This window comes from Pseudomonas sp. TH08 (genome assembly GCF_016651275.1).
GTDB lineage: Bacteria > Pseudomonadota > Gammaproteobacteria > Pseudomonadales > Pseudomonadaceae > Aquipseudomonas.
Map to the genome: position 1 here is coordinate 656,279 of NZ_JAEKEE010000002.1, position 11,636 is coordinate 667,914.

Sequence of the window (11,636 nt, forward strand, 5' to 3'; positions counted from 1 at the left end):
CCTTTACACATAATGCGAAAGATTTGCATTATGTCGCAGCTTTGCGCACCCCCGCGCCTGTCCATTCATCTACCGAAGCAGGATGTTCGCCATGATTCGTATGCCTCTGGCTACCGCCAGTCTGCTGGCCATCGCTATTTCCCTCGCCGGTTGCGGCGAAGGCAAAGACAAGGCCGCCGCTCCGGCCACGCCGACTCCAGCCGCCAGCACCACCGCACCTGCGGCTGCTCCTGCCGCTGCCGGTAAAGTCGACGAAGCCGCCGCCAAGGCTGTGGTCGCGCATTACGCCGACATGGTCTTCGCCGTTTACAGCGATGCCGAATCCACCGCGAAAACCCTGCAAACTGCCGTTGACGCCTTCCTCGCCAAGCCGAACGCCGACACCCTGAAAGCCGCCAAGGCTGCCTGGGTCGCTGCCCGCGTTCCTTACCTGCAGAGTGAAGTGTTCCGCTTCGGCAACACCATCATCGATGACTGGGAAGGTCAGGTGAACGCCTGGCCACTGGACGAGGGTCTGATCGACTACGTCGACAAATCCTACGAGCACGCACTGGGTAACCCGGGCGCCACTGCCAACATCATCGCCAACACCGAAGTTCAGGTCGGCGAAGACAAGGTCGACGTCAAAGACATCACCCCGGAAAAACTCGCCAGCCTGAATGAGCTGGGCGGTTCCGAAGCCAACGTCGCCACCGGCTACCACGCGATCGAATTCCTGCTCTGGGGCCAGGATCTGAACGGCACCGGCCCTGGTGCTGGCAACCGTCCTGCTTCCGACTACCTGGAAGGCGCCGGCGCCACTGGCGGCCACAACGATCGTCGTCGTGCCTACCTGAAGTCGGTGACCCAACTGCTGGTCAGCGACCTGGAAGAAATGGTCGGCAACTGGAAGCCAAACGTGGCTGACAACTACCGCGCCACGCTGGAAGCCGAGCCAGGCGAAACCGGCCTGCGCAAAATGCTCTTCGGCATGGGCAGCCTGTCCCTGGGCGAACTGGCGGGCGAGCGCATGAAGGTGTCTCTGGAGGCGAACTCGCCTGAAGACGAGCAGGACTGCTTCAGCGACAACACCCACAACTCGCACTTCTACGATGCCAAAGGTATTCGTAACGTCTACCTGGGCGAGTACACCCGTACCGATGGCACCAAAATGACCGGCGCCAGCCTGTCGTCGCTGGTGGCCAAGGCTGACCCGGCTGCCGACACCGCGCTGAAAGCCGATCTGGCTGCCACTGAAGCGAAGATCCAGGTCATGGTTGATCACGCCAACAAGGGTGAGCACTACGACCAACTGATCGCTGCCGGCAACACCGCTGGCAACCAGATAGTCCGCGACGCCATCGCCTCGCTGGTCAAGCAGACCGGTTCGATCGAAGCCGCTGCCGGCAAACTGGGCATCAGCGACCTGAACCCGGACAACGCTGATCACGAGTTCTGATCAACAGCGTCCGCGTCAAAAAAGGCGACCTTCGGGTCGCCTTTTTCATGCCTGATGTTCACAGTCCCCTGTAGGAGTGAGCCTGCTCGCGATAGCGGAGTGTCAGCCAAGAATTAGCCGACTGACACTCCGCTATCGCGAGCAGGCTCGCTCCCACAGGGTTTGCATGAGCTTCAAGGCTTGCCACAAATCAAGCAAACGATAATTCCTCTTATTCAAACCCCCTCTCCCTGTTAGACTTTGCGCCTTTATTTTTGCCCGTCCGCAGGATGTCTGATGCCCTCGCTGCCTCTTCGCTTGTCCGCACTGTGTCTGGCCCTGGGCCTGAGTGCCTGCGATGACGCCCCGCGTTTCACCAAGGCCGAGCCTGGTGAAGCACGTTCGGGCGGTGCAGCGACCGTGCGCAAGACCGATCAGAACGCGTTCTCCCTGCCCTCGGCCAACCTGCCGCCGTCGCGTCGAGTGGACTTCAGCGTCGGCAACAGCTTCTTCCGCAGCCCGTGGGTGATCGCGCCGTCGACCACCACCGCGCGTGACGGACTCGGCCCGCTGTTCAATACCAACGCCTGCCAGAACTGTCACATCAAGGACGGTCGCGGTCATCCGCCAACGCCGGGTGCGGCCAATGCGGTGTCGATGCTGGTCAGGCTGTCGATTCCCGACGCTCCGGAATATGCCCGGCTCATCGAGCAGGTCGGCGTGGTGCCGGAGCCGGTCTACGGTGGCCAGTTCCAGGACATGGCTGTGCCCGGCGTCGCTCCCGAAGGCAAAGTGCGGGTCGACTACACGCCGGTGCCGGTACGGTTCAAGGACGGCACCGAAGTCGAACTGCGCAAACCGACGTTACAGATCACCCAACTCGGCTACGGCCCAATGCACCCGGACACGCGTTTCTCCGCCCGCGTCGCCCCGCCGATGATTGGCCTCGGCCTGCTCGAAGCGATCCCTGAAGAAGCGATCCTCGCCAACGCTACCGCGCAAGCCAAAGAGAACGGCGGCATCAATGGCCGGCCAAACCGAGTCTGGGACGACGCGTTGCAGCAAACCGTGATCGGCCGATTTGGCTGGAAAGCAGGGCAACCGAATCTCAATCAACAAAATGTTCACGCGTTTTCTGGTGACATGGGCCTTACGACCAGCCTGAGACCTTTCGATGACTGCACCGAGGCGCAAACCGCCTGCAAGCAGGCGCCGAACGGCAATGGCCCGGACGGCGAGCCGGAAGTCAGCGACAACATCCTGCGTCTGGTGCTGTTCTACAGCCGTAACCTCGCCGTGCCCGCGCGCCGTAACGTCAACGATGAACAAGTGCTGGCCGGCAAAAACCTGTTTTTCCAGGCCGGCTGCGATTCGTGTCACACCCCGAAATACACCACCGCCGCCAACGCCGCCGAACCTGAATTGGCCAATCAAGTGATTCGCCCTTACAGCGATCTGCTGCTGCACGACATGGGCGACGGTCTGGCTGACAACCGCACGGAATTCCAGGCCTCCGGCCGCGACTGGCGCACGCCGCCGTTGTGGGGGATCGGCCTGACGCAAGCGGTCAGTGGCCACACCCAGTTTTTGCATGATGGCCGCGCGCGCAATCTGCTCGAAGCGGTGCTCTGGCACGGCGGCGAAGCAAAAGCGGCGCAGCAACAGGTTTTATCGTTCAATGCCGAGCAGCGTGCCGCGCTGCTGGCGTTTCTGAATTCACTTTAAACACTTAAAAGAATCGGGAGCCCGACATGTTCCGTCCCAAGCTACTGTTCACCAGCCTTGCCGCACTGGCCCTCGGCGCGTGCTCGCCACAGGATCCGCAAGCCGTCACCTCGGCGGCCATCGCCAAATCGGTGATCCTGCCGACTTACACCCGCTGGGTCGAGGCCGACAAGCAACTGGCTGTCAGCGCCCTCGCCTACTGCCAGGGCAAGGAAACCCTGGAGACCGCCCGCGCCGACTTCCTGCACGCGCAGAAAGCCTGGGCCGAGCTGCAACCGCTGCTGATCGGCCCGCTGGCCGAGGGCAACCGTTCGTGGCAGGTGCAGTTCTGGCCGGACAAGAAAAACCTCGTCGGCCGTCAGGTCGAGCAACTGGTCGTCGCCCAGCCGCAAATCGATGCCGCTGCACTGGCCAAGTCGAGCGTGGTGGTACAGGGCCTGTCGGCTTACGAGTACATCCTGTTCGACGCCAAGCCTGATGTCGCCAACGCCGACCAGAAAGCCAAGTACTGCCCGCTGTTGATCGCCATCGGCGAACGTCAGAAGCAACTGGCCGAAGAGATTCTGCAGAGCTGGAACAACACCGACGGCATGCTCGCGCAGATGACCAAGTTCCCCAACCAGCGCTACGCCGACTCCCACGAAGCGATCGCCGATCTGCTGCGTGTACAGGTCACCGCACTCGACACTCTGAAGAAAAAACTCGGCACGCCGATGGGCCGCCAGAGCAAAGGCGTGCCACAGCCGTTCCAGGCCGATGCATGGCGCAGCCAGTCGTCGTTGACCGCGTTGGAAGCCAGCCTTGCCGCCGCCAAAACCGTTTGGGAAGGCGTCGACAACAAAGGCCTGCGCAACCTGCTGCCAAGCGATCAGAAGCCATTGGCAGACAAGATCGACGCCGCTTACGCTGCCTCGCTGAAACTGTTCGACAGCACCCAGCGGTCGCTCGGCGAAATGCTTGAAGACGATGCGGGTCGTCAGCAACTCAACGACATCTACGACAGCCTCAACGTCGTCCATCGCCTGCACGAAGGCGAATTGGCCAAGGCGCTGGGCATTCAACTGGGCTTCAACGCCAACGACGGTGACTGATGAGGGCAAGTGCCATGCTGCGACGCCAGGCTCTGACTTTAGGTAGTGTGCTGCTGGGAGCAGTGACGCTGGGCGGCTGGACGCTGTTCAAACGCAAGGATCAGAGCCCGCTGCTGCTGTCGGCGCGCGACGACACCGACGGCAAGCACTATGCCGTCGGTTATCGGCTGGATGGCACGCGCGTGTTCGCCACCGAAGTCGGCCAGCGTTGCCACGACATCATCAACCACCCGACGCAGCCGATTGCACTGTTCGTCGCCCGCCGGCCGGGCACCGAGAGCTACCTGATCGATCTGCGCGACGGTGCTTTGTTGCAGACCGTGACGTCGCAACCGAACCGGCACTTCTACGGTCACGCGGTGATTCACAAGGACGGCGAATACCTGTACGCCACCGAGAATGACACCAGCGATGCCGGTCGTGGTTTGCTCGGGGTGTACAAGTTCGAAGGCGAACGGCTGGTGCACAGCGGTGAGATTTCCACTCATGGCCTCGGCCCGCATCAGGTGTCATGGATGCCCGATGGCGAGACGCTGGTGGTGGCCAACGGCGGGATTCGTACTGAAGCGGAAAGCCGCGTCGACATGAACCTCAACGCCATGGAGCCGAGCCTGGTGCTGATGCAGCGCGACGGCACCCTGCTGAGCAAGGAAACCCTCGCCCAGCAGATGAACAGCGTGCGCCACCTGGGCATTGCCAGCGACGGCACCATCGTCGCCGGCCAGCAATTCATGGGCGCCTCGCATGAGCGTTCGGAGCTGTTGGCGATCAAGCGTCCGGGGCAGCCATTCGTGGCGTTCCCGGTGCCGGAGCATCAGTTGCAGTCGATGGGCCATTACACCGCGAGTGTGGCGGTGCACAGCGAGTTGCGTCTGGTCGCATTGACGGCGCCCCGTGGCAATCGCTTCTTTATCTGGGATCTGGACAGCGGCGAAGTGCGCCTCGACGCGCCGTTGCCTGATTGCGCGGGCGTGGGTGCGGTGAAGGACGGTTTTGTCGTGACCTCGGGTCAGGGCCGTTGCCGTTACTACGATTGCCGCCAGGATGAACTGTTGGCCAAGCCACTGGAACTGCCGGCGGGGCTCTGGGACAACCATTTGCACTTGATGGCATAACCACCTGTTCTGAGTACGACTCATAACCTGTGGCGAGGGGATTTATCCCCGATCGGCTGCGTAGCAGTCGCAAAACCATCGCACACGGTTCAATTGACAGACCGCGGTTGCAGGTTTTGGGGTGGCTTCGCCACCCATCGGGGATAAATCCCCTCACCACAGGTTTTGTGTTCAGACTTCTTCACTCCATCCTCCCCTGTAATAACTGGCAGTTGGAATCCCTGCCTGTCTCGGAGTAATGTGCCCGCCTGTCTCACCTGATTTATCCAAGGAACTGGAAATATGCTGCGTCGCCGCATGCTGATCATGTTGGGTGTTGTTTTGCTGATCGTCCTTGTGTTGGGCGGGTACAAAGCCTTTTCGATCTACACGATGGTCCAGGGCTTTTCCAAACCGAAACCGCCGATCAGCGTCGCCGTGGCCACCGCGTCCGAACGGCCGTGGCAGATGCGCTTGCCCACCGTCGGCACGCTCAAGGCGCTGCAAGGCGTCGACTTGAGTCTGGAAGTGGCCGGCACCGTCACCGAGCTCAAGTTCGAGTCAGGCCAGAAGGTCAAAGCCGGACAACCGTTGCTGCAACTCGACAGCGCCGTCGAAACCGCTCTGCTGGAAACCGCCAAGGCTGATCTGGGCCTCGCGCAACTGGACTTCGGCCGTGGCAGCCAACTGGTCGACAGCCGCGCCATCTCCAAAGGCGAATACGACCGCCTCTCCGCCGTACTGCAAAAGAACAAGGCCACGGTCAATCAGCTCAACGCCTCGCTGGCGAAAAAACGCATCCTCGCGCCGTTCAGCGGCACCATCGGCATCCGTCAGGTCGACGTCGGCGACTACCTCGCCAGCGGTACCAAAATCGCTACGTTGCAGGACCTGAGCAGCCTCTACGCCGACTTCTACCTGCCCGAGCAATCGGTGCCGAAACTGGCCATCGGTCAACCGGTGCAGATTTCAGTCGCCGCCTATCCAGGGCAAAACTTCGCCGGCAAGATCAGCGCGATCAACCCGATTGTCGAAAGCACCACGCGCAACATCCTGATACGCGCGACCCTGGCCAACCCCGACGGCAAATTGCTGCCGGGCATGTTCACCAGCCTCGAAGTGCTGCTGCCGGATCCGCAGAAACATGTCGTGGTGCCGGAAAGCGCGATTACCTACACCCTCTACGGCAACTCGATCTACGTGGTCGGGCAGAAGAAAGCCGAGGACGGCAGCGTTGAAAGGGACGACAAGGGCCAACCGGTACTGATCGCCGAACGCCGCTTCATCGAAACCGGTGAGCGCCGCGACGGCGTGGTGATGATCAACAAGGGCGTGCAGAGTGGCGAAACAGTGGTGACCGCCGGCCAGATCAAACTGGACAACGGCGCCCACATTGCCATCAGCGACGACAAGACCCTCGGCGAGCAGAACAGTCCGCCCCGCGCCGACTGATCAAGGAAACCCCATGGCTTTTACCGATCCGTTCATCCGCCGCCCGGTGCTCGCCACCGTGGTCAGCCTGTTGATTGTGCTGCTCGGCTTCCAGGCCTGGAGCAAGCTGCCGCTGCGCCAATACCCGCAAATGGAAAACGCCCTGATCACCGTGACCACGGCGTACCCCGGGGCCAACGCCGAGACCATTCAGGGCTACATCACCCAGCCGATGCAACAGAGCCTGGCCAGCGCCGAGGGTATCGACTACATGACCTCGGTCAGTCGGCAGAACTTCTCGACGATTTCGATCTACGCCCGCATCGGCTCCAACACTGATCGCTTGTTCACCGAACTGCTGGCCAAAGCCAACGAGGTGAAGAACAAACTGCCGCAGGACGCCGAAGACCCGGTGCTGAGCAAGGAGTCCGCCGACGCTTCGGCGCTGATGTACATCAGCTTCTTCAGCAAGGACTTGAGCAACCCGCAGATCACCGACTACCTGTCCAGGGTGATCCAGCCAAAACTGGCGACCCTGCCGGGCATGGCCGAAGCGGAGATTCTCGGCAATCAGGTATTCGCCATGCGCCTGTGGCTCGACCCGGTGAAACTCGCCGGTTTCGGCCTCAGCGCCAGCGACGTGACCAACGCCGTGCGCCAGTACAACTTCCTCTCCGCCGCCGGCGAAGTGAAAGGCGAATACGTGGTCACCAGCATCAACGCCAACACCGAACTGAAATCCGCCGAGGCGTTTGCGGCGATTCCGCTCAAGGTCAGCGGCGACAGCCGCGTGCTGCTCAGCGATGTCGCGCGGGTTGAAATGGGGGCCGAAAACTACGACTCGATCAGCTCGTTCGGCGGCACGCCGTCGGTGTACATCGGCATCAAATCCTCGCCGGGCGCCAACCCGCTGGACGTGATCAGGGAAGTGCGCAAGATCATGCCGGAGCTGGAGGCGCAGTTGCCGCCCAACCTCAAGAGCGAGATCGCCTACGATGCCACGCTGTTCATTCAAGCATCCATCGACGAAGTGGTGAAAACCCTGTTCGAAGCGGTGCTGATCGTCATCGTCGTGGTGTTCCTGTTCCTCGGCGCACTGCGCTCGGTGGTGATCCCGGTGGTGACCATTCCCCTGTCGATGATCGGCGTGATGTTCTTCATGCAGATGATGGGTTACTCGATCAACCTGCTGACCTTGCTGGCGATGGTGCTGGCCATCGGGCTGGTGGTCGACGATGCGATTGTCGTGGTGGAAAACATCCACCGGCACATCGAGGAAGGCAAGACGCCTTTTGATGCCGCCCTTGAGGGTGCGCGGGAAATTGCCATGCCGGTGGTATCGATGACCATCACCCTGGCGGCGGTGTACGCGCCAATCGGTTTCCTCACCGGGCTGACCGGGGCGCTGTTCAAGGAGTTCGCCCTGACTTTGGCCGGTGCAGTGGTGATTTCCGGGGTTGTCGCGCTGACGTTGTCGCCGATGATGTGCGCGTTTCTGCTGCGCCCCGAACAGAATCCCAGCGGCCTCGCGCATCGCCTCGACCGCGTCTTCGACAACCTCAAGCGCCGCTACCAGAGCCTGCTGCACGGCACGCTGAATACGCGGCCGGTGGTGCTGGTGTTCGCGTTGATTGTGCTGTGCCTGATCCCGGTGTTCCTCAAGTTCACCAAATCGGAACTGGCGCCGGACGAAGACCAGGGCATCATTTTCATGATGGCCAGCGCCCCGCAACCGACCAACCTTGACTACCTGAGCACCTACACCGACGAGTTCATCAAGATCTTCAAGGAATTCCCGGAGTACTACTCTTCGTTCCAGATCAACGGCTACAACGGCGTACAGGCCGGGATCGGCGGCTTCCTGCTCAAACCGTGGAACGAGCGCAGTCGCACACAGATGCAGATCCTTCCCGAGGTGCAAGGCAAACTGGGAAGTATCCCCGGCTTACAGATCTTCGGTTTCAATCTGCCCTCGCTGCCCGGCACCGGTGAAGGCTTGCCGTTCGAGTTTGTAGTCAACACCGCCAACGACTACGAACTGCTGCTGCAAGTGGCTGACCGGATCAAGAAACGCGCGATGGAGTCGGGCAAGTTCGCCTTCGTCGATCTCGATCTGGCATTCGACAAACCTGAGGTAGTGGTCGACATCGACCGCGCCAAAGCCGCGCAGATGGGCGTGTCGATGCAGGATCTCGGAGGCACCCTGGCGACGCTGCTCGGTGAGGCGGAAATCAACCGTTTCACCATCGAAGGGCGCAGCTACAAGGTCATCGCTCAGGTCGAACGACCGTACCGAGATAACCCGGACTGGCTGAACAATTACTACGTGAAAAACACCCAGGGTGAGCTGCTGCCCCTGTCGACACTGATCAAGATCAGCGATCGCGCGCGACCACGACAGCTCAACCAGTTCCAGCAGCTCAACGCCGCGAAAATCTCCGGTTTCCCGCTGGTGAGCATGGGCGAAGCGATCGATACCGTGTTGCAGATCGCCCGCGAGGAAGCACCGGCCGGTTTTGCTTTCGACTATGGCGGCGCGTCACGCCAGTTCGTCCAGGAAGGCAGTGCCTTGTGGGTAACCTTCGCGTTGGCGCTGGCGATCATCTTCCTCGTGCTGGCGGCGCAGTTCGAGAGCTTCCGCGATCCACTGGTGATTCTGGTGACAGTGCCGCTGTCGATTTGCGGCGCGCTGATTCCGCTGTTCCTCGGTTGGTCGAGCATGAACATCTACACCCAGGTCGGACTGGTAACGCTGATCGGGCTGATCAGCAAACACGGGATCCTGATCGTCGAATTCGCCAACCAGTTGCGCAAGGACAAAGGCCTCACGGCGCGCGAAGCGGTGGAGGAAGCGGCGGCGATTCGCTTGCGACCGGTGCTGATGACCACCGCGGCGATGGTGTTTGGCATGGTGCCGTTGATTCTGGCGACCGGTGCAGGCGCTGTGAGCCGGTTTGATATCGGCATGGTGATTGCGACGGGGATGTCGATCGGCACGTTGTTTACGCTGTTTGTGTTGCCGTGCATCTACACCCTGCTGGCGAAACCGGATCCCAAAGAACACGCGTAATTCCTGTAGGAGTGAGCCTGCTCGCGAAGCGGTGTGCCAGTCACCCTGGTATTGACTGACACACCGCTATCGCGAGCAGGCTCACTCCTACATAGAGATCTGCGTTGCCCAAGGATAAAAAAGACCTCGCATTTGCGAGGCCTTTTATGTGGGCTTGAACCGGGTCAACTCTGTGGCTTCATCCCTTGGGAAAGCCCGAACATGAACAGCAACAAATCATGGTCGGGTTTACTCGCCGCAGAGACTTTTGCCACGCGGGGTATAGCGCAGTGAGCATCCGTTGTGGATGCACCTATTACCTGCATGCGAGGCTGCTCCCAGGCAGCCACCGCCAGTGAAGCAACTGCCAAGGCCCCTACCAGGAACAAACCTCGTGCAATTTCGAGTTTCATCGCTATAAACCTTTGATAGCGCTGCCAAACGCCGTCTCATAAAAGTAGACGAGTTTTTTCCAGTCCGTATCGCTGAACGACGAGTGGCGACGCATTTGCTTCATGTCATGGGAGGCGGCGCGATAGGCGGTCAAACGTTGCCGGCACTTCTCGAAGTCGATCAAAGCGACTTCGACCTTGGCCGACTCAGGCTCACCGGTTACCCGCACAAATACGTGTTTGATGTAGATGCAACTGTGCTGCCAACGGCCCTTGTGCATACGCGCAAGATTCTCGGCCAGCTCTTTGAGGACACGCTCATAAACCGCTTCGCCGAATTGCGCGCGACCACCGCCGGCTTCCCACTTTTCCAGTTCGTCGAAACCGTCCAGCGACTTCGTCACCAGCAAGGCTCGCCACTTGTATTGCGGGTCAGGTTGCGCGCCGCAGAAAACGATTTCCGGCACCCGCACTCCGAGCTTGCTGACGCCGGTCAGGGCATCGAGCTCACGCAATACCGTCGGGCGACCGAACGGGTGCAACCAACTGCGATAGATGTGTCCGGTCTGGCGCTTTGCATACAGCAGTTGCCCGTCACGTCCGATGACTCGTTGCACACCACTTTCGCCACCACGACGCACGTTGGGTTCTTCTACCCACTCACCGCGCTGGTTCCAGTAATAGTCAAAACGATCCTGCGGAGCAATGTCCGATTCTGCTGCAAATTGCACTGCCATTCCGTTACCTCTTGCGTAATACGTAAACCCGCCACATGGCATAGAGCGGAATAAAATCCAGTTGTTCTTGAATGCGGAACCCAGCGTCTTCAAATTCCTTTTCGACCGTAACAGCCGGTAACACAAAGCGATTCTGGTAACCTTCCTGTCCACGCTCGGCCTCGGCCTTCTTGCGTTTCCAGGCCTTGAAGTTGCCATCCACCCACAGCGAAATAATCACGCTGTCACGGGTGACGCGTTCAAATTCACGCAGAATGGCCCGTCGATGCTCGGCTTCACCGATGTGATGGAGCAATCGCATGCAGAAAATGCTGTCGACGGCGTTATCAGGCAGGGCAATGTCGAACGCAGATGTGTGCAAGGGTTGTACCCGTTTCACCACCTCCGCCGGTTGCGCCTGCATGGCCGTCCGGATCATCGACTCGGAATTGTCCGCGCCAATGATCACCCGGTTGGGTTTTTCCGCCAGCAATGGCCAGAAACGCCCCGCCCCGCACGGCAAATCCAGCACCAGACCCGGTTCGCCAGCCAATGTCAGCGCCTTGCGAGCCAGTTGCTCGTCACGCCAATGGGACAAACGGCGACCGAGATTGGCCTGATGCTTTTGCAGATATTTCTGCGCATGCGTGTCGTCATACTTTTCGGAAAAATCGAGTTTGATCGGGCCGGCCATCACCAGGACTCCTGAATTGCTGATGTC

Annotated in this window: 9 protein-coding genes; 6 read left to right on the plus strand and 3 right to left on the minus strand. The window is 60.4% G+C overall.

Annotated elements, in window-relative coordinates; all coding sequences use genetic code 11:
* The first annotated feature begins 91 nt into the window (after window positions 1–91).
* The 6 genes from JFT91_RS12655 (at window position 92) to JFT91_RS12680 (ending at window position 9,828) form a co-directional block, all read left to right on the plus strand.
* Window positions 92–1,438 (plus strand): imelysin family protein, encoded by a 1,347-nt coding sequence (locus tag JFT91_RS12655; protein ID WP_201228310.1) that lies wholly within the window; start codon window positions 92–94, stop codon window positions 1,436–1,438.
* 276 nt (window positions 1,439–1,714) lie between these two features.
* On the plus strand, window positions 1,715–3,142 hold the full coding sequence (locus tag JFT91_RS12660) for a di-heme oxidoreductase family protein (RefSeq protein ID WP_201228311.1): 1,428 nt from the start codon (window positions 1,715–1,717) through the stop codon (window positions 3,140–3,142).
* 26 nt (window positions 3,143–3,168) lie between these two features.
* Window positions 3,169–4,233 carry an imelysin family protein gene (locus JFT91_RS12665; RefSeq protein ID WP_201228312.1) on the plus strand — a complete coding sequence of 355 codons (1,065 nt, stop codon included), beginning with the start codon at window positions 3,169–3,171 and terminating at the stop codon, window positions 4,231–4,233.
* 14 nt (window positions 4,234–4,247) lie between these two features.
* Window positions 4,248–5,348 (plus strand): DUF1513 domain-containing protein, encoded by a 1,101-nt coding sequence (locus JFT91_RS12670; protein ID WP_201228313.1) that lies wholly within the window; start codon window positions 4,248–4,250, stop codon window positions 5,346–5,348.
* Between the two features lie 282 nt (window positions 5,349–5,630).
* Window positions 5,631–6,779, plus strand: a complete 1,149-nt coding sequence (locus JFT91_RS12675; protein WP_201232555.1) for an efflux RND transporter periplasmic adaptor subunit — start codon at window positions 5,631–5,633, stop codon at window positions 6,777–6,779.
* Between the two features lie 13 nt (window positions 6,780–6,792).
* Window positions 6,793–9,828 (plus strand): multidrug efflux RND transporter permease subunit, encoded by a 3,036-nt coding sequence (locus JFT91_RS12680; protein WP_201232556.1) that lies wholly within the window; start codon window positions 6,793–6,795, stop codon window positions 9,826–9,828.
* Between the two features lie 164 nt (window positions 9,829–9,992).
* On the opposite strand, the gene JFT91_RS29565 is transcribed toward JFT91_RS12680, so the two are convergent.
* From JFT91_RS29565 to JFT91_RS12690, 3 genes are read right to left on the minus strand one after another with little or no spacing between them, the layout of a single operon-like run.
* Entirely contained in the window at window positions 9,993–10,220 is a 228-nt protein-coding gene (locus tag JFT91_RS29565) for a hypothetical protein (protein WP_242485633.1), read from the minus strand.
* A 2-nt stretch (window positions 10,221–10,222) separates the two neighbouring features.
* Window positions 10,223–10,936: a lipopolysaccharide kinase InaA family protein gene (locus JFT91_RS12685; RefSeq protein ID WP_201147328.1), complete on the minus strand. Its 714-nt coding sequence runs from the start codon at window positions 10,934–10,936 to the stop codon at window positions 10,223–10,225.
* 4 nt (window positions 10,937–10,940) lie between these two features.
* Window positions 10,941–11,609: a class I SAM-dependent methyltransferase gene (locus tag JFT91_RS12690; RefSeq protein WP_201228316.1), complete on the minus strand. Its 669-nt coding sequence runs from the start codon at window positions 11,607–11,609 to the stop codon at window positions 10,941–10,943.
* Window positions 11,610–11,636: the final 27 nt, after the last annotated feature.

Excerpts from the sequence above, each read along its gene's own strand:
- JFT91_RS12685 (WP_201147328.1), bottom strand. The coding sequence starts at position 10,936 with ATGGCAGTGCAATTTGCAGCAGAATCGGACATTGCTCCGCAGGATCGT.
- JFT91_RS12655 (WP_201228310.1), top strand. The coding sequence starts at position 92 with ATGATTCGTATGCCTCTGGCTACCGCCAGTCTGCTGGCCATCGCTATT.
- JFT91_RS12675 (WP_201232555.1), top strand. The coding sequence starts at position 5,631 with ATGCTGCGTCGCCGCATGCTGATCATGTTGGGTGTTGTTTTGCTGATC.
- JFT91_RS12670 (WP_201228313.1), top strand. The coding sequence starts at position 4,248 with ATGCTGCGACGCCAGGCTCTGACTTTAGGTAGTGTGCTGCTGGGAGCA.
- JFT91_RS12660 (WP_201228311.1), top strand. The coding sequence starts at position 1,715 with ATGCCCTCGCTGCCTCTTCGCTTGTCCGCACTGTGTCTGGCCCTGGGC.
- JFT91_RS12680 (WP_201232556.1), top strand. The coding sequence starts at position 6,793 with ATGGCTTTTACCGATCCGTTCATCCGCCGCCCGGTGCTCGCCACCGTG.
- JFT91_RS12690 (WP_201228316.1), bottom strand. The coding sequence starts at position 11,609 with ATGGCCGGCCCGATCAAACTCGATTTTTCCGAAAAGTATGACGACACG.
- JFT91_RS12665 (WP_201228312.1), top strand. The coding sequence starts at position 3,169 with ATGTTCCGTCCCAAGCTACTGTTCACCAGCCTTGCCGCACTGGCCCTC.
- JFT91_RS29565 (WP_242485633.1), bottom strand. The coding sequence starts at position 10,220 with ATGAAACTCGAAATTGCACGAGGTTTGTTCCTGGTAGGGGCCTTGGCA.